The 16,279-nt window shown below is 69.3% G+C and carries 21 protein-coding genes; 5 read left to right on the top strand and 16 right to left on the bottom strand.

Translation table 11 applies throughout. The features are described 5' to 3' along the window. Positions 1–92 precede the first annotated feature (92 nt). Genes ACFOMP_RS08840 through ACFOMP_RS08825 form a run of 4 tightly spaced genes read right to left on the bottom strand, consistent with a single transcriptional unit; the run spans position 93 to position 2,711 of the window. Positions 93–1,043 carry a 2-hydroxyacid dehydrogenase gene (locus tag ACFOMP_RS08840; protein WP_379029605.1) on the bottom strand — a complete coding sequence of 317 codons (951 nt, stop codon included), beginning with the start codon at positions 1,041–1,043 and terminating at the stop codon, positions 93–95. After that, complete coding sequence (locus ACFOMP_RS08835; protein WP_289893333.1) at positions 1,043–1,384, bottom strand: tRNA-binding protein; 342 nt, start codon at positions 1,382–1,384, stop codon at positions 1,043–1,045. The genes ACFOMP_RS08840 and ACFOMP_RS08835 overlap by 1 nt, the downstream gene beginning before the upstream one ends. Then, positions 1,381–2,184 carry a pyrroline-5-carboxylate reductase gene (gene proC / locus ACFOMP_RS08830; protein WP_379029602.1) on the bottom strand — a complete coding sequence of 268 codons (804 nt, stop codon included), beginning with the start codon at positions 2,182–2,184 and terminating at the stop codon, positions 1,381–1,383. The genes ACFOMP_RS08835 and proC overlap by 4 nt, the downstream gene beginning before the upstream one ends. A 26-nt stretch (positions 2,185–2,210) precedes the next feature. Further along, positions 2,211–2,711 carry a type III secretion system chaperone family protein gene (locus ACFOMP_RS08825; RefSeq protein WP_019351406.1) on the bottom strand — a complete coding sequence of 167 codons (501 nt, stop codon included), beginning with the start codon at positions 2,709–2,711 and terminating at the stop codon, positions 2,211–2,213. Between the two features lie 238 nt (positions 2,712–2,949). On the opposite strand from ACFOMP_RS08825, the gene cobD reads away from it, so the two are divergent. After that, positions 2,950–3,912 carry a threonine-phosphate decarboxylase CobD gene (gene cobD / locus ACFOMP_RS08820; protein WP_289893331.1) on the top strand — a complete coding sequence of 321 codons (963 nt, stop codon included), beginning with the start codon at positions 2,950–2,952 and terminating at the stop codon, positions 3,910–3,912. Here cobD and ACFOMP_RS08815 read toward each other — a convergent pair. From ACFOMP_RS08815 to ACFOMP_RS08805, 3 genes are read right to left on the bottom strand one after another with little or no spacing between them, the layout of a single operon-like run. Further along, complete coding sequence (locus tag ACFOMP_RS08815; protein WP_289893330.1) at positions 3,896–4,939, bottom strand: 5-(carboxyamino)imidazole ribonucleotide synthase; 1,044 nt, start codon at positions 4,937–4,939, stop codon at positions 3,896–3,898. The genes cobD and ACFOMP_RS08815 overlap by 17 nt on opposite strands. Continuing rightward, positions 4,932–5,441, bottom strand: a complete 510-nt coding sequence (gene purE / locus ACFOMP_RS08810) for a 5-(carboxyamino)imidazole ribonucleotide mutase (protein WP_289893329.1) — start codon at positions 5,439–5,441, stop codon at positions 4,932–4,934. Before purE ends, ACFOMP_RS08815 begins: the two co-directional genes overlap by 8 nt. A 52-nt stretch (positions 5,442–5,493) precedes the next feature. After that, positions 5,494–5,712, bottom strand: a complete 219-nt coding sequence (locus ACFOMP_RS08805; RefSeq protein WP_019353231.1) for a YdcH family protein — start codon at positions 5,710–5,712, stop codon at positions 5,494–5,496. 183 nt (positions 5,713–5,895) lie between these two features. Between ACFOMP_RS08805 and ACFOMP_RS08800 the strand changes: the two genes are divergently transcribed. The 3 genes from ACFOMP_RS08800 (at position 5,896) to ACFOMP_RS08790 (ending at position 7,587) form a co-directional block, all read left to right on the top strand. Then, a complete protein-coding gene (locus ACFOMP_RS08800) occupies positions 5,896–6,306 on the top strand; it encodes an Hsp20 family protein (protein WP_289893328.1) in 411 nt (136 codons plus the stop codon). Between the two features lie 13 nt (positions 6,307–6,319). Next, entirely contained in the window at positions 6,320–6,547 is a 228-nt protein-coding gene (locus ACFOMP_RS08795) for a DUF1150 domain-containing protein (RefSeq protein ID WP_289893327.1), read from the top strand. A gap of 299 nt (positions 6,548–6,846) precedes the next feature. Continuing rightward, entirely contained in the window at positions 6,847–7,587 is a 741-nt protein-coding gene (locus ACFOMP_RS08790; protein WP_379029595.1) for a Crp/Fnr family transcriptional regulator, read from the top strand. Between the two features lie 11 nt (positions 7,588–7,598). Here ACFOMP_RS08790 and ACFOMP_RS08785 read toward each other — a convergent pair whose 3' ends face one another. Genes ACFOMP_RS08785 through trxB form a run of 4 tightly spaced genes read right to left on the bottom strand, consistent with a single transcriptional unit; the run spans position 7,599 to position 10,941 of the window. Beyond that, the gene (locus tag ACFOMP_RS08785; RefSeq protein WP_379029592.1) at positions 7,599–8,405 is read right to left on the bottom strand and encodes a glycosyltransferase family 2 protein; all 807 of its coding nucleotides are present in this window, start codon (positions 8,403–8,405) and stop codon (positions 7,599–7,601) included. Next, positions 8,402–9,181 carry a hypothetical protein gene (locus tag ACFOMP_RS08780; protein WP_379029589.1) on the bottom strand — a complete coding sequence of 260 codons (780 nt, stop codon included), beginning with the start codon at positions 9,179–9,181 and terminating at the stop codon, positions 8,402–8,404. The genes ACFOMP_RS08785 and ACFOMP_RS08780 overlap by 4 nt, the downstream gene beginning before the upstream one ends. A 60-nt stretch (positions 9,182–9,241) precedes the next feature. Beyond that, positions 9,242–9,919 (bottom strand): transcription antiterminator BlgG, encoded by a 678-nt coding sequence (locus ACFOMP_RS08775; RefSeq protein ID WP_379029586.1) that lies wholly within the window; start codon positions 9,917–9,919, stop codon positions 9,242–9,244. Continuing rightward, on the bottom strand, positions 9,916–10,941 hold the full coding sequence (gene trxB / locus ACFOMP_RS08770; protein WP_379029583.1) for a thioredoxin-disulfide reductase: 1,026 nt from the start codon (positions 10,939–10,941) through the stop codon (positions 9,916–9,918). Before trxB ends, ACFOMP_RS08775 begins: the two co-directional genes overlap by 4 nt. A gap of 163 nt (positions 10,942–11,104) precedes the next feature. Here trxB and ACFOMP_RS08765 point away from each other — a divergent pair, with 163 nt between their 5' ends. Next, positions 11,105–11,605 (top strand): Lrp/AsnC family transcriptional regulator, encoded by a 501-nt coding sequence (locus ACFOMP_RS08765; protein WP_289893321.1) that lies wholly within the window; start codon positions 11,105–11,107, stop codon positions 11,603–11,605. Between the two features lie 151 nt (positions 11,606–11,756). Here ACFOMP_RS08765 and ACFOMP_RS08760 read toward each other — a convergent pair whose 3' ends face one another. From ACFOMP_RS08760 to lgt, 5 genes are all read right to left on the bottom strand, one after another. Continuing rightward, positions 11,757–12,455, bottom strand: coding sequence for a DUF6683 family protein (locus ACFOMP_RS08760; protein ID WP_289893320.1), 699 nt, complete (start codon positions 12,453–12,455; stop codon positions 11,757–11,759). A 186-nt stretch (positions 12,456–12,641) separates the two neighbouring features. Beyond that, entirely contained in the window at positions 12,642–13,214 is a 573-nt protein-coding gene (locus tag ACFOMP_RS08755) for a hypothetical protein (protein WP_379029580.1), read from the bottom strand. Positions 13,215–13,533: 319 nt separating this feature from the next. Then, complete coding sequence (pgeF, locus tag ACFOMP_RS08750; RefSeq protein WP_289893318.1) at positions 13,534–14,298, bottom strand: peptidoglycan editing factor PgeF; 765 nt, start codon at positions 14,296–14,298, stop codon at positions 13,534–13,536. Beyond that, the gene (locus ACFOMP_RS08745) at positions 14,282–15,346 is read right to left on the bottom strand and encodes a class I SAM-dependent methyltransferase (protein ID WP_379029577.1); all 1,065 of its coding nucleotides are present in this window, start codon (positions 15,344–15,346) and stop codon (positions 14,282–14,284) included. Before ACFOMP_RS08745 ends, pgeF begins: the two co-directional genes overlap by 17 nt. Then, positions 15,343–16,233, bottom strand: a complete 891-nt coding sequence (lgt, locus tag ACFOMP_RS08740; RefSeq protein WP_379029574.1) for a prolipoprotein diacylglyceryl transferase — start codon at positions 16,231–16,233, stop codon at positions 15,343–15,345. The genes ACFOMP_RS08745 and lgt overlap by 4 nt, the downstream gene beginning before the upstream one ends. Between the last annotated feature and the right edge of the window lie 46 nt (positions 16,234–16,279).

The raw sequence follows: 16,279 nt of genomic DNA, 5'->3' as shown, positions 1-16,279 counted from the left end.
TTTCCCGGCCCCAACCTGAAAGCCCAAGCCGGCGGGGTCAAGCCCCCACCGCAGCCCCCGTCCTGCCGCCACCCGCGCCGGCGGCGCAAGCCTCAGTTCACCCGGTCCGGCAGCGCCTGCCCCTCGGCAAAGGCGACGAGGTTGTTCATCGCCCGCATGGCCATGGCGGTACGCACCTCCTCGGCGGCGGTGCCCAGATGCGGCAGCAGGGTGACGTTCTCCATGGCGCACAGCGCCGGCGAGACCCTGGGCTCGAACTCGTAGACATCGAGCCCGGCCCCGGCGATCCGGCCCTGGGCCAGCGCCTCGACCAGCGCCGCCTCCTCGACCACGTCGCCACGGGCGATGTTGATCAGGTAGGACCGCGGCCCCAGCCGCTCCAGCGCCTCGGCACCGATCATGTGCCGGGTTCCGGCGCCGCCGGGCACGGCCACGACGGCGAAATCCGACTGCGTCAACAGCTCGTCCAGATCGGTCACCTGCCGGGCCGGGAAATCCAGCGACGACACCACCGAGCGGTTGTGAAAGATCACATCCATGCCGAAGCCGAAATGGCAGCGCCGGGCGATGGCCTTGCCGATGCGGCCCATGCCGATGATGCCGACCGTGCAGCCGGTGACATGGCGGCCCAGAAGCTGCGTCGGCTCCCAGCCGGTCCAGGCGCCGCGGCGCAACAACCGCTCGCCCTCGCCCGCCCGGCGCGCGGTCATCAGGATCAGGGTCAGCGCGATGTCGGCGGTGGCCTCGGTCACGGCATCGGGGGTATTGGTCACGGCGATGCCGGCCGCCGCGGCGGCCGCCACGTCGATATGGTTGTAGCCGGCGCCGAAATTCGCCAGCAGGCGGCAGCGCGGCCGGCCCTGAAAGGCCTCGGCGGCGAAGCGGTCGCCCAGCGTCGGCAGGATCGCGTCGTAATCGGCCAGCGCCCGCGCCGCCTCGTCGACGCTCAAGCCGTCCTTGCGGTCCAGGATCTCGGTCTCGAACCGGGCCGACAGCGCATGTTCCGCCGCCTGGGTCATGCGGCGCGTCACCAGAAGTTTCATCAATACATCCTTCCGCCCAGAGGCACCGATTGGTCCGGGCCGATCAGCACCACCTCGCCATCCTCGTCCGGCAGGCCCAGCACCAGCACCTCGGACATGAAGGGGCCGATCTGGCGCGGCGGAAAATTCACCACCGCCAGCACCTGCCGGCCCACCAGCCCGTCCGGCGCGTAATGCCGGGTGATCTGGGCCGAGCTTTTGCGCTCGCCGAGCTCGGGCCCGAAATCCAGCCACAGCTTCAAGGCCGGCCGCCGCGCCTCGGGGAAAGGCTCGGCGCGGGTGATGCGGCCGACGCGGATCTCGAGCTTCTCGAAATCCGCCCAGGCGATCGGCTCGGTCATTGCCCCAGCTCCCGCCCCCGCGCCGCGGCGGCCGCTATGGTGCGGCGCATCAGCGGCGGCAGGCCGGTCTCGGGGTCCATCAGCTCGTGAAGCCCCGCCGCCGTGGTCCCGCCGGGCGAGGTCACCGCCTCGCGCAGCTTCGCCGGGTCCGCATCCTCATGCACGGCCAGCGCGCCCGCTCCGGCCACGGTCGCCCGCGCCAGCTCCAGCGCCAGCGCCGGCGAAAGCCCCTCGGCCGCGCCCGCCGCGGCCATGGCCTCGATCAGGTGAAACACATAGGCCGGCCCCGAGCCGGACAGCGCCGTCACCGCATCCATCTGGCCCTCGCTTTCCAGCCGCACGACGCGGCCGACGGCGGACATCAGCGTCTCGGCCAGCGCCATCTCGGCCTCGCCGGCGCTGGCATTGCCGATGATGGCGGTGATGCCCTGGCCGATGGCCGCCGGGGTGTTGGGCATGGCGCGGACGATGGGCGCGGCCGGAAAGGCCGCCTGATAGGCGCCCAGCGTCACCCCCGCCGCGACCGAGACCACCAGCGTCCGCGCCCCGACCGACAGCCGCGGCAGCACATCCGCCATCATCTGCGGCTTGACGGCGATCACCAGCACCGCCGGGTCGTCCGGCAATTCTGCGTTGACCGAAACACCCAGATCCGACAGTTCCGCCCGGGGATGCGGGTCAAGAACATGCGCCGCGCCCGCCGCCAGCCCGTTCCTCAGCCAGCCGTCCAGCAATGCCCCGCCCATGCGGCCGCAGCCGACCAGCACCAGCCCGCGCGCGTTCACATCCGAAAAATCCATGCCCCGTCCCTGCCCTGCGGCGAAAATTAGGCGCGACCGTAGGCCTCGGACAGGGCGATGTCCATGGCGGCATCGGGCGTCGCGTCGCCCCAGCAGGCCAGCTGGAAGCAGGGATAGAAGCGCTCGCAGGCCAGGATGGCGTTGCCGATCATCTGGTCGATCTGTTCCGGACTGGCGATGGCGTCGCCCGACAGCACCAGCCCATAGCGCCAGACCATCAGCTTCTGCGGCGACCAGAAGGTGAAGCCGCCGTCCCAGACCTGATCGTTGGCCAGGTTCAGCACCTCGTAAAGCGCCGGCAGCTTCTCGGCCGGAGGATCCATGTCGAAGGTGCAGATCAGCCGCAGCACCTCCTCGCGCGGCGACCAGGCCAGCGTGATCGAATAGCTGCGCCATTGCCCCTCGACCGCCATGGCGATCTGGTCCTCGGCCAGACGGTCGAAGTCCCATTCGTGATGCGCCGCGACGGTTTCCACGATGTCGATGGGATGGATGTCATCGCTATGGATGAAGTCCAGCTGTGCCATATCCTGTCCCCCTGCCTGTCTGAGAGCGGAGCAAGGTCGAACCCCAACCCTTGGCCCCAACTCTTGGTGGCCCAGACAACACTCGGCGTAGTTTCCGAAATGTGCCTACAACATATCGTGGGACGGTTCCACGAGGGTGTAAAGCGAAAATTCCGTTACCGGTTCGCGACAGCCAGCCTCTGCCGCTTGACCACGGGCGTTTGCGCAGGTTCAAGGACGCGCGAGGGAGGAGCTAGCCATGCGCGACCACGGCGGCGATATCGACAAGGCGGCCAGCCGCTTCGGACGGGCGGACTGGATCGACCTGTCCACGGGAATCAACCGCCGGCCCTGGCCTGCGGCGGTGTTTTCACCCCATGCCCTGACCGCGCTGCCGACCCGCGCCGATGCCGCGCGGCTTTGCGCGGCGGCCGCGGCCCGATTCGGCTGCCCGCAGGATCAGGTGCTGCCACTGGCCGGCGCCTCGGCGGCGATCCAGCTGCTGCCGCATGTGCTGCCGGGCCGGCGGGCGGCGGTGCTGTCGCCGACCTATAACGAACATGCCGCCAGCCTGCGCGCCGCCGGCTGGCAGGTGGCCGAACCCTCCGATCCGGACGCCCTGGCCGGCGCCGATCTGGCGGTGATCGTGAACCCGAACAATCCCGACGGGCGCGAATTCACACCCGCGCGGATCGCCGCCATCGCCGCCACGGTCGGTCATCTGGTGGTGGACGAGAGTTTCGCCGATCCGCGCCCCGACCTGTCGGTGGCAGGCGCGCGGCCGGACAATGCGATGGTGCTGCGCAGCTTCGGCAAGTTCTGGGGCCTGGCCGGGCTGCGGCTGGGCTTCGCCATCGCCGCGCCCGATCTGCTGGCGCGCCTCGCCGAGCGCGCCGGCCCCTGGGCGGTCAGCGGCCCGGCACTGGAGATCGGCGCGCAGGCGCTGGCCGATGCGGCATGGATCGACGACACCGTGGTCTGGCTGTCCGAGGCGGCGCTGCATCTCGACCAGATCGTCGCCCCGCATTGGCCGCTGGTCGGGGGCACGCATCTGTTCCGGCTCTACGACGCCCCCGACGCGCCGGTCGCGCATGCACTGCTGGCCCGCGCCGGGATCTGGAGCCGGGTCTTTCCCTGGCACCCGCGCTGGATCCGCCTCGGCATTCCCGGCAACCGGGAGGAATTCGACCGGGTGGCGGGGGCCTTTACCGCAGCCGGTTGACATGGCCCATCTTGCGGCCGGGGCGCGCATCGCCCTTGCCGTAAAGATGGACCTGGCAGCGCGGCTGCGTCAGCAGTTCGGGCAGGCGCAGCATGTCGTCGCCGATCAGGTTCTCCATCTCGACATCGGCATAGCGCTGGCCGTCGCCCAAGGGCAGGCCGGCCACGGCGCGGATATGCTGCTCGAACTGGTCGACGGCGCAGCCGGCCTGCGTCCAGTGCCCGGAATTGTGCACCCGCGGCGCGATCTCGTTCACCACCAGCCCGTCCGCGGTGACGAACAGCTCGACCCCCATGACGCCGACATAGTCCAGCGCATTGACGATGCGCGCCGCGATCAGCACCGCATCGGTCAGCAGGCCGGCCGGCAGGCCGCAGGGCACGGTGGTGGTGCGCAGGATGCCCTCGCGATGCAGGTTCAGGCCTGGATCATAGGCCGCGACCTGCCCGTCGGCGCCGCGCGCGACGATGACGCTGATCTCGGCCGAAAACTCGACGAACCCCTCCAAAACCGAGGGGGCGCCGGTCCAGTCGCGCTGCCCGGCATCGGACAGGCGGATCTGCCCCTTGCCGTCATAGCCCAGCCGCCGGGTCTTGAGGATCGCGGGCACGCCCAGCGCCGCCAGCGCCTCGGGCAGGTCGGATTCGGTCTCGACATTGCGATAGGGCGCGGTGCAGAGCCCGATGCCGGCCAGGAAGTCCTTTTCGCTCAGCCGGTCCTGCGACACCGCCAGGGCCCGGCGGTTCGGCCGGATCGGGCGCAGCGATTCCAGCAGGTCCAGCGCCGCCGTCGGCACGTTCTCGAATTCATAGGTGATGACATCGACCGATTCGGCGAAGGCGCGCAGCGCCGCCTGGTCCTCATAGGGCGCGGTGGTCAGCCGATGCGCCACATCGCCCGCCGGCGCGGCGCCCGGCTCGTAGACATGGCAGCGATAGCCCAGCCGGCTGGCCGCGACCGAGAGCATGCGGCCCAGCTGGCCGCCGCCCAGGATGCCGATCACCGATCCGGGGGCAAGTTCACTCATCCTTCGGCTCCTCGGGGATCGAATCGCTCAGCGCCTGGCGCCAGGCCTCCAGCCGCGCCGCCAGCCCGGGGTCGGAAATCGCCAGGATCCCCGCCGCCATCAGCCCGGCATTGGCGGCGCCGGCCGCGCCGATGGCCATGGTGGCGACCGGATAGCCCTTGGGCATCTGCAGGATCGAGTAAAGCGAATCGACGCCCGACAGCGCCTTGGTCTGCACCGGCACGCCGATCACCGGCACCCGGGTCTTGCTGGCCATCATGCCCGGCAGATGCGCAGCGCCGCCGGCCCCGGCGATGATCACCTTCAGCCCGCGCGCCACCGCCGTCTTGCCATAGTCCCACAGCCGGTCCGGCGTGCGATGGGCGGACACGATCCGCGCCTCGTAGGCGATGCCCAGCGCGTCCAGGATGGCGGCGGCCTCGCGCATGGTCGGCCAGTCGGACTGGCTGCCCATGATGATGCCGACGGGCGTGCCGGCGGGTGTTTCGGCGGCTTCTTCCATGGCTCGACCCCCTTTTGCGCCCCGCCCTACAGCGCCGGGCGGGATCATGCAATCAGGCGATGATGTCGGGGGTCAGCTCGTCCTCGAGCCGGGTGATGCGGTCCTTCAGCGCCAGCTTCTGCTTTTTCAGCCGCTGCAGGGTCAGCGAATGGGTCAGGCTCTGCTCGGACAGCGCCGCGATCGCCTCGTCCAGATCCCGATGCTCGCGCCGCAGCACCTCGAGCTTGGCGCGGGCGATCTCTTCATGGGACATCTCGTGATGGGCGTTCATGTCGGGCCTCGGGCTGGACTGACCTCTTATATCCCACCGATACAACGCTGTTAATGGCTTTGCCAATCTCGGTTAACGGATCGGCATCTTGCGCTGCGCCGCCCGCGTTCACATATTGGTCTTGCCGGATCGCCATTCCGGGGTCCGGCCGACAGTCGCTTTAGATGTAAAGGGCTTGGGGGAATGACCAAGATCAGTCTGGCCGCTCATCCGTTCCTGCTGGGGTTCGACCAGTTGGAGCGGCTGGCCGAACGCGCCGCCAAGGGCGCCGAGGGCTATCCGCCCTATAATATCGAACACCAGGGGCAGAACGGCTTCCGCATCACGCTGGCCGTGGCCGGCTTTTCGGAGGACGATCTCAGCATCACGCTGGAGGATCGCCAACTGGTGATTCGCGGCCGTCAGGCCGAGGCGGAGGACGAGCGGGTGTTCCTGCACCGCGGCATTGCCGCCCGTGCCTTCCAGCGCAGTTTCGTGCTGGCGGACGGGGTCGAGGTGGTCTCGGCCGGGCTGGAGAACGGGCTGCTGAACATCGACCTGCGCCGGGCCGTGCCCGACAGCATCGTGCAGACCATACCGATCAGCCGCAAGTGAAAGGGGATCGCAGATGAACGAGAAATTCGATTTCGGCCCGGAAATCACGGGCAACACCGTCTATATCCGTCGCGTCGCCATGGACACGCTGCCCGACGAGGTGCGCCGCCAGGTGCCGGATGCCGAGGCGCTCTATGCCGTGCACGGCCCCGATGGCGAGCGGCTGGCGCTGGTCAAGGACCGCAGCCTGGCTTTCATGCTGGCCCGCCAGAACGAACTCAGCCCGGTCAGCGTGCACTGACCGCCGGCGCCGCCCCGTCCGGCGGGGCGGCGGGCGCTGCTGCGGCGGTCTGTCGCAGCCCGGCGGCAAGAAATCGTTCCGAACTGTCGGCTATCTTACACAAACACCGGCAAGAATCCGCTAAATGGTGGTGACGCTAGGGGATCCATGTTTCCTCGGCCCGGTTTTGCAAGTGCCGGATCCCCCAGCGCAATGCTTCCGGTGCCCCGGCGGCAGGTTCTTTGCTGTTCCGATCCTGCCCCGTTCGTGTAAAATCATGCGCGTCACCTGACGCGCATGATTCAAACTGGGGCGGCCTCTTGACCAATGACAGCCCGATCCGCCGGAGCCCGCAGCCGGGCCCCGTTCGAAAAGCGCCGGGCCTGCCGCCATGGTTCCAGCAGCCGGGGCGCTGGGAAAGCCTGTCGCCCGACCTGATCGAGGGGCTGGGCGTCGAGGCGCGGCTGGCCTTCTATGCCGAATGCACGCCGCGGGTCTTTCCCACCCCCACCGAGATCCTCAGCCAGGACGAGGAAACCGACGTCGCCTATCTGATCATCGAGGGCCAGATCGAGGTCAGCTTCATCGACGTGGACGGCAACACCGTCATCGCCCATGTCGCCGGCCCCGGCGAGGTGATGGGCGAGATCGAGCTGCTGTCCGGCAAGACCTGCGCCGCCTCCTGCCGCACCCTGCCGAACACCAGGCTGCTGTGCTTCACCGCGCCGCTGCTGATGCGGCATGTGCCGTTGGCGGTGCTGCTGCGCAATTTCGCCGGCATCCTGCATGGTCGGCTGGTGCGCGACAACCGGCTGCAGGCCATCGCGCAATTCTACTCGGCCGAGGGGCGGATCTGCATGCACCTGCTGCGCATGACCACGACCGAGCGGCCCGAGGTCCAGGTCAGCCAGTCGCAGCTGGCGCTGCTGGCCGGCTGCTCGCGCCAGACCGTCAACCGCACCCTGGCCGAGCTGCGCGCCGAAGGCATCATCGAGCAGCGCCGCGGCCTGATCCGCGTGCGCGATCCCGGCCGGCTGAGCGCCCGGCGGCTGGCGCCGTAACGGACGCCGGTTCAGGCCGGAAAGCCGTAATGCTCCAGCATGGCGCGCAGCGCGCGGTCGTTGCCGTCGCCGGCCAGGTTGCCGGCGCGCAGGTTCTGCGCCTGGGTGCCCGGCCATTCGGTGATGCGGAAGCGGCCGCCGATCTTTTCCGGCCGCGACCCCGCCAGCCGGTGCATCCAGTAAAGCCAGACATCGTCGGCCGAGGGCGCCAGCCGCTGGAACAGCGCCGCATCGGTCACGTCCGGGTGGAACACCCCCGGCGCATAGAGCACGCCCCCCACCCCGGTCGGAAAGACCAGCGGCCCGGCCTCGGGCCGGCCGATGTTGCGCTGCCAGTCGCCATAGGCGGCGGGCCGGCCGTCGCGCAGCGCCACGCGATGCGCGCGGTGGCAGACCACGCCCGCCCCCGCCCGGCGCACCATCTGCGCCAGCCAGTCGGCGCCGTAATAGACATCGTCGTCGGCGGTGACGATGAAGGCATCCGGCGCCTCCAGCAGCGCCGGCACGATCTTCTTGTAGCTGCGCCAGTTCGGGCAGATCCGCGTCTCGACCCCCAGCGCCCGGATCTCGGGGGTCAGCTTCGCCTCGTCGCCCGCGTCCAGCCACAGGATCACCCGGTCCGCCGCCACCGTCTGCGTCAGCAGCGAGCGCAGCACCAGATGCAGGCTGGCGAAACGCGCCGGATAGCTGGTCAGGCTGACGACCAGCGGCGCCCGCAGCCCATGCGGCGCCGGCGCGACGCGGCGGGCCAGGATCTCGGCCTCGGCCGCCCTGATGCGCCGGGCCTGCTTCAGGCGCCGCAAGGCATCCGCGATCATCCCTGCCAGGCCTTTCTCAGCCAGTCGATATTGCCGATGCGGCGATACCATTTGTGGCCGCGGCCGGCGAACACGTCCTCCATCTTCGGCGCCCCGGCGAACAGCACGATCTTCGCGCCCTCGGGCAAGGCCGGATCGGCCAGGAAGCTGCGGAAATGCCGCGGCACGCAATCGTTCTTGAAGCTGACGCACCAGCCTTTCGGCCAGTAATGCAGGTTGCCCTGCGCGGCGAGCTGGGCGCTCTGGAACTGCTGGCTGATCTCGTATCGCGCGGTCGCCGCCTGCGGATCGGCCAGATAGGCGTCCAGGACATAGCCATGCGCCCCGACCTCGTAGCGGAAGACCGAGCTGTTGCCGACCGAATGCAGGAAACGGTCGCGGGCCGGATTGACCTTGCGCAGCGGCTTGGCGCGAAACAGGTCGTCGTCGCGGATGATGAAGAAATCGCCCGGCAGGTCGAAGAACGGCGCCAGGTCGTCCACCACCACCAGGTCCAGGTCCAGAAACAGCGCCGTCATGCCGGCAAAGCCGCCCAGGTCGCGGCGGAACAGCGCCAGCTTGCGCCAGCGCGTGTCACCATGGCCCTTGGGCAGGCCCAGCTCGGGCAGCGGCAGCGCCTCGACGCCGGGGTCGATGCCCTCGGCGTCGTCGGTGAAGCAGATGAAGCGATGCGGCCGCGCCAGATGGCGCCGAACCTGCCGATAAAGCCGGTTCACATCTTCTGCACCGTAGATCGTGCCCCATTTCATGGTCAGGATCAGGACAGGCTCGGTCATCTGCGCTCCCACTCTCTGCCTCTTGCGATAGGCGATGCGGCCGTGCCGGTCAACGCGCCGTCAGCCGACGGGGTCGAGCCCCAGCCCGTCCGCATGGGCGCAGAGCAGCCGCCGCGCCGCCGCGTCCTCGGGCAGCAGCAGATGCGTGGCGCCGTGGTTGCGCGCCAGGATCGCCTGGCCCAGGGCGCTCTCGACGGCCAGCGGCAGCGCCACCGGCTCGCCCCGGTCCGGGCGCAGCATCACCCCGCCCGCGCCAAGCTCGGCCAGCACCTGCCGGCAGCCCGCCGCCCGGAACCGCGCCCGCAGCGCATTCGGGGTCAGCGCCGCGTCGCGGCCGCGCGGTGCCGCCAGCCCCTTGATGCGGCCGCCCAGCAGCGCCGGGCCGGCGCCCCAGATATCGGTCACCGACATGATCGCCAGCACGGCGCCGCCGGGTTCCCGCAGCGCGATGTCCTGGCCCGGCTCCAGCTCGGCGGCAAGGCCGTCCGGAACCGCCAGTGCCAGCGGCAGCGGCCAGACCATGCCCGAGGCCAGCCGGCCGTCCGCCAGCACCGCCTGATGATCGGCCTGGGACAGGTAGCCGCGCAGCGGAAACAGCCCGCCATCCATCATCAGCGCCAGTTCGGCCGTCTGCTCGGCGGTCAGGTCCCAGGCCGCCAGCCGCGCGGCATCCGCCCGCAGGCCCTGCCCGGCGGCGGGGCTGACATAAAGCTCGGGCAAGGCGGCAAAGGCCGTCACGCCGGGATCTCGGCGGCGTGGCGGTTCGGCTCTCCGGCCATGTCATGCTCGGCCAGCCAGCGCTCGGCATCCAAGGCCGCCATGCAGCCCATGCCGGCGCTGGTCACCGCCTGGCGATAGATGTGGTCGGTCAGGTCGCCGGCCGCGAAGACGCCGGGGATCGAGGTGCGGGTGGTGCCCGGCTCGACCTTCACATAGCCGCCATTGTGCAGCTCCAGCTGATCCCGCACCAGCTCGGATGCCGGGGCGTGGCCGATGGCGATGAACACCCCATCCGCCGGGATCACCTGTTCGGTTCCCTGCGCGACGTGGCGGAGCTTGACGCCGGTGACGCCCAGCGGCGCCTCGGTGCCCTCGACCTCGGCCAGTTCGTGGTCCCACAGCACCGCGACCTTGGGATGGCGGAACAGCCGCTCCTGCAGGATCTTTTCCGCCCGCAGGCTGTCGCGGCGGTGCACCAGCGTCACCTTGCTGGCGAAATTGGTCAGGAACAGCGCCTCCTCGACGGCGGTATTGCCGCCGCCCACCACCACCACCTCGCGGCCGCGATAGAAGAAACCGTCGCAGGTGGCGCAGGCCGAGACGCCGAAACCCTTGAACTTCTCCTCGCTCGGCAGGCCCAGCCAGCGCGCCTGCGCCCCGGTGGCCAGGATCACCGCATCGGCGGTGATGGTGGCGCCGGAATCCAGCGTCGCGACAAAGGGCCGCACCGTCAGGTCCAGCTTCGTCACCGTGTCGATGAAGATGCGCGCGCCCATCGCCTTGGCATGGGCCTCCATCTTCACCATCAGTTCGGGGCCCTGGATCTCGGTCTCGCCGGGCCAGTTCTCGACCTCGGTGGTGATGGTCAGCTGGCCGCCGGGCTGCATGCCCTGGATCAGCGCCGGGCTCAGCATGGCGCGCGAGGCATAGACGGCGGCGGTATAGCCCGCCGGACCCGAGCCCACGATCAGCACCCGGCTATGGGCGGGCAGGACGGCATCGGCAGCGGGGCTGGCGGCATCGACGGAATCTTGGGACATGAAGCTGGACCTTTTGCGTTGCGCCGCCTAGGTAATCACCCCCGCCGCCTCATGCAATCCACCTGCGGGCAGGCTGCGGTGGCGGAAAGAATATTGCGCAAAGCCACCCGGCGGGGTAGCTTCCGGCATGATTTTGGCCGAGCGAACGGCCCAAGAGGAACAGATGAGCGGCGCCAGACTTGACGAGATCGACCGAAAAATCCTGGCGGAACTGCAGGGCGACGGTCGGATGACCAATGTCGAGCTGGCGCGACGGGTGGGCATCTCGGCCCCGCCCTGCCTGCGCCGGGTCCGCGCGCTCGAGGAGATGGGCTATATCCGCGGCTACCATGCCGATATCGACGCCCGCGAGCTGGGCTTCGAGGTGCAGGTCTTCGCCATGGTCCGCCTGCTCAGCCAGTCCGAGCGCGACCTTTCGGCCTTCGAGACGCTGTGCCGCGACTGGCCGCTGGTGCGCGAATGCCACATGCTGAACGGCGAGATCGACTTCATCCTGAAATGCGTCTCGCCCGACCTGCCGAGCTTCCAGCGCTTCCTGACCGAAAGCCTGACGGCGGCGCCGAACGTGGCCTCGGTCAAGACCTCGCTGGTGATCCGCTGCGCCAAGGACGAACCCGGCGTGCCCTTCGCGGTGGTCGAGGAACGCGCGGCGGCGGTGGGATAAAGGGGCTGAGGCCAGTGCGGACGGTCGCGCGACGCCGCCCGGCGTCGCTGTTGACGGCCGACAGGGCGGCGCCGGAAGGCTTGGTCCATCTGAAGATGGATGATCGCCTGCTTGTCGGCCGGGACGGTCGCATGGCGGTCTCCGGCACGAGCTAGCGGGACGCGAAGCCGCGATCCGTTACCGTAATCGCGCGCAGGTCCACCCCGGCCTCATTCCGAAAACGCGCGACTGCTGCGTCGGCAAGCGCCGCCTGCATCGGCTCGTTCCCCTTCGCCACAGCATCACTGTAAACAGCCTGTTGAATGAGAAAGTTCATCATCAACACCTCTGAAAGCTCCTGGCGTTGCGCCTCGGTCAACGCCCGGAAACCGCCATTTTGCGACAGCGCCAACCGGGCCTGAATCAATATGGGGCGGGTATCAAAATCCGTCTCATGCGCCCTGTTGGCGATGATCCAGTTGAGCATCCAGTATCCTGCAACTGCGTCCACCGCATCGCCTGGCCGCAGCCCGTCCCCTGCGACCATCCCGGCCCAGATCTGGGACGGGCTTGCTTTTCTGAATTCCAGTTCGACCGCCTCGGCGCCGGCCGCACCGGAGGTCTCGCGGACAAAGGCGATGAACTGGCGCTGCGCCTGCGCGCTTACCGCTGCCGATGCCGCATAGCCGGTTTCCACGGCAGCTCGTGTTTCCGTCGCCGGCTCATCGTCATTCTGCTCCAACATGCTGTTGAGCATCGAGCTGTGCAAAGCATTCATCGCCATGTCTGTGGCAAGCCCGTCAAACGGAACCGGAAAATCCTGCCCCGCCGAGGGCGGTGCAATCGTCAGCCCCAAAAATGCCAAAAGCATCGCATATGTCCGCATATCGTTACTCCGATTGCTGTTCGACTTGCTGGTCCAGCGCTTCCGCGGCGGGCGACACGGCCCGTTCACTGACCTGGGCCACCCGGGTTGAATGCCCCGTTCCGAAGATCGGTCTCGACCGGCCCCTTCGCCATCGTGACCCGGTTTTCCCGGCCCGGCGAACCGGACCGCCTATTCCTGATGGGCGCCGGCGCGCATGGCGCTGCCGAATGCGGCCCTTGCCGGCCGCGACAAAGGCGCGGCGGCTTTCATGAGCCATTCCGACGCGGCCTCACCCGCCACCGGCGTGGAGATATCTGCGCCGCGCGCAAACCGTTCGGCCGCCTCTTGGTCATCCTTCAGCGCCGTCATCATTGCCCCGGTCGCAAACCCCGCATTCGCCGCCAATGGGAACCGGACGCCGCCATCTTGAAACACCGGCCGCCCAAGGCTGTCCGGGTCGGCGATCAACAACGCCCATTGCTGGCCAAGCCGCGCCGCCGCCCCGGCCTCGACCATCGCCCTTGCATAGCGCTGCATGGCGATGCGCCCGCCGATCTCATTGTCGACCAGGGATGCAACGGCCTCCGGATCGTTCTCGAACACTGCGGCCAGCTCATCCAGCCGCTCGGTCATCGCCCGGCTCTGGATGACCGGGATGAAGTCCTCCGGCCGCAATGAGACATCCTCGGCGCGAACCGCGCCGCCGGAAATCGGGCCCAAAACCAGCAGCATCAGCCCGAAGCTGTAGAACAGGGGGTTCAACCGGGACATCCTATCGCTGCTGACATTCCGCGCCAAAGCACTCGCCCCGATCATGGTCGGTTTTTCGCCCCGGGACAATTGCACAGCGCAACATTCCGTCGGCTGCCGCGGAAAACCACCCTGCCCAGCTGACGCAACGGTCTTGTGACCGCTGCGTCCCGCGACGCTGACAGCGCCCAAGGCCCCCTCGGCCCGGCTGGGAATGTCCGCCCCCCGGCATACGGCCTGTGTACGCCCGGTGTACGGCCGTCACGCCCGCATTTCCAGCAGGATTAACGCCTTGAAAGCCGCGTTGCGCGCCCCGCGCACGCCCGTTGCCTCACAGCGCGATCGCCGAGATCAGCCGCCCGTAATCCGCCTCGTTCTGATGCGTGCTGCGGCGATAGGAAAAGAACCGCTCCGGGTCGGAATAGGTGCAGCGCCCGGTCCATTCCGCCTCGGCCCCGGCCTCGCGCAGCCGCATCAGCCCGAACGAGGGCAGGTCGAACATCGGCCGGCCGTTCGGCCCACCGGCGAAGAAGCGGTGATAGTCCGGGTCCTCGGCCAGGAACGCGTCCATGAAATCCTCGCCGACCTCATAGGCGCGCTGGCTGATCGTCGGGCCGATCACCGCGCGGATGCGCCGGGCGCCCAGGTCGTTCATGGCGCCCACCGCCGCCTCGATCACCCCCGACAGCGCACCGCGCCAGCCGGCATGGACGGCGCCGATCACCCCGGCCTCGGGGTCGGCCAGCAGGATCGGCTGGCAATCCGCCGTCAGCACCGCCAGCGCCACGCCCGGCTGGTCGGTCACGATGCCGTCGGCGCGAATCGTCGCGAAATCAGCGGCTTCGTCGCCGGCGCGCAGCACGGCGACATCGGCGGAATGGACCTGATGCACGGTGGCAAGCCCGCCCGGCGGCACGCCCATCGCCTCGGCGACGCGGGCGCGGTTGATGGTCACCATCTCGCCCTGATCGCTCGAGCCATAGCCGCAGTTCAGCCCGGAAAACAGCCCCGAGGAAGCGCCGCCGCGGCGGGTGAAGAAGCCATGCCGCACCGAGGCGAGCAGCGGATGGGTCAGGATCTCAAGCGTGGTGTGCATCATCGTCCAGGGGCTCTATTCCAGGAGGCGCGGGCGCATGGCGAGCCCAGAAGGCCAGCACCTTGAACAGGTGACCCATTTCGCCGGGCGCGGTCAAGCGATGAAGCGCCGCCATGGCGCCGCCGTCCCCGGCCGCCGCCAGGCGCTGCGCCCGTTGCGCGATGCCCAGCCGCAACAGCCATTCGCCCTGGCTTATCATGCCCGAGACGCGGATGCCCAGGGCCCGCGCCGTTCCGGCCAGCGGCGCGAAATCGACATGCGCGGTCAGATCGGCCTCGCCGGGATGGGCCAGCGGATCCTCGGGCCGGTGCCGGCGCAGCGCCTGGAAGGTGTCGCCCTGCCCGTCCCAGCCGCCATAGTCGATGACGATGGCGCAGCCGCCATGCGCCGCGATCCGCCCGGCCAGGGTCGCGACGATGGGTCCGGCCGCCGAGCAAAGCTCGCGCACCGTGCCCTCGGGCGCAGGCGGCAGCGGCTGTTCGGCCACCGCGGCGAGCCCCAGCGCCAGCCCGCCCTCGGGGTCCAGGACCACCACCCGCTCGGCCCAGCCCTGCCCGCCCATCTGGAACTGGCGGATCGGCAGCGCGTCGAAAAACTCGTTGGCGACCAGGAACAGCGGCGCTTCCGGCAGCCCGGACACATCCTCCACATGACTGATTTCGCCCAGCTTTTCGCGCTGCACCCGGCGCAGATGCGGCGAGGCCTCGACCAGCACCACCCGCGCCGCCGCGGCCATGCCCGGCACCACGCGGATGGCGCGCAGAATGTCGGCCATCAGCGTGCCGCGCCCCGGGCCGATCTCGGCCAGGGTGAAGGGCGCCGGGCGGCCCTGGTCCAGCCAGGCCTGCGCCAGCGCCAGCCCGACCATCTCGCCGAACATCTGGCTGATCTCGGGCGCGGTGGTGAAATCGCCCGCCACGCCGAAGGGATCGCGGGTCGCGTAATAGCCATGCTGGGGATGCAGCAGGCAAAGCTGCATGTAGTCGTCCAGCCGCATCGGTCCCGACAGCCGGATGCGCGCGGCAATGGTCCGCGCCAGCGGGGTCATGCGGCGGTCGGGGCGATGGCCGGCCGCGCGCGGGCGCGGATCAGGAAGGCCAGCCCGACCAGCACCATCGGCAGCGACAGCACCTGCCCCATGGTCACGCCCCAGACCGGCCCGCCCAGCACATGGCCCAGCGGATTGTCGGGGGTGATGAATTGCGCATCGGCCTGGCGGAAGAACTCGACCACAAAGCGCGACAACCCGTAGCCCATCACGAAGACCCCCAGCGCCTGCCCCGGCCGCCGCAAGCCGCCAGCGCGGACCAGCAGCACCAGCACCAGCGCCAGCAGCACCCCCTCCAGCCCGGCCTCGTAAAGCTGGCTCGGATGCCGGGCGCAGGGGCCGGTGACGCCGGGACAGGCCTGCGCCGCCTCGCCCGGGAAGATCACCCCCCAGGGCGCGTCGGTCGGCCGCCCCCACAGCTCGGCATTGATGAAATTCGCCACCCGGCCAAGGCCCAGCCCGACGGGCGTCGCCACCGACAGCGCATCGGCCAGCCGCAGCGCCGGGATGCCGTGCCGCCGGCAGAACCACCACGAGGCCAGCACCACGCCCAGGAAACCGCCGTGAAAGGACATGCCGCCGCGCCAGATCACCGGGATCTGTCCGGGATTGGCCAGGTAATAGCCCGGCTCGTAGAACAGCACGAAGCCCAGCCGCCCGCCCAGAACCACGCCGACGATCACCCAGGTCAGCAATTCCTCGACCTGCTCGGGACGCATCGGCGCGCCATCGCCCCAAAGCCGCGGCCGCCGCATCAGCGCCACGATGATGCGCCAGCCGATCAGCAGCCCGGCCAGATAGGCCAGCGCATACCAGCGCAGCGAGAAATCCATGCCGAAAAGATGGATGGTGAAGATCTCGGGCGAAATGTCGGGAAAGGGGATCATGGGCTCCTCGTTTCGGCGCGGGCAGGCTACGCGGGGGCGGCCCGGT

The sequence above is a fragment of the Paracoccus simplex genome (assembly GCF_042648325.1).
Lineage (GTDB): Bacteria > Pseudomonadota > Alphaproteobacteria > Rhodobacterales > Rhodobacteraceae > Paracoccus > Paracoccus simplex.
The sequence above is the reverse complement of the archived record's forward strand: the minus strand, read 5'-3'. Positions and strand labels throughout refer to the sequence as shown.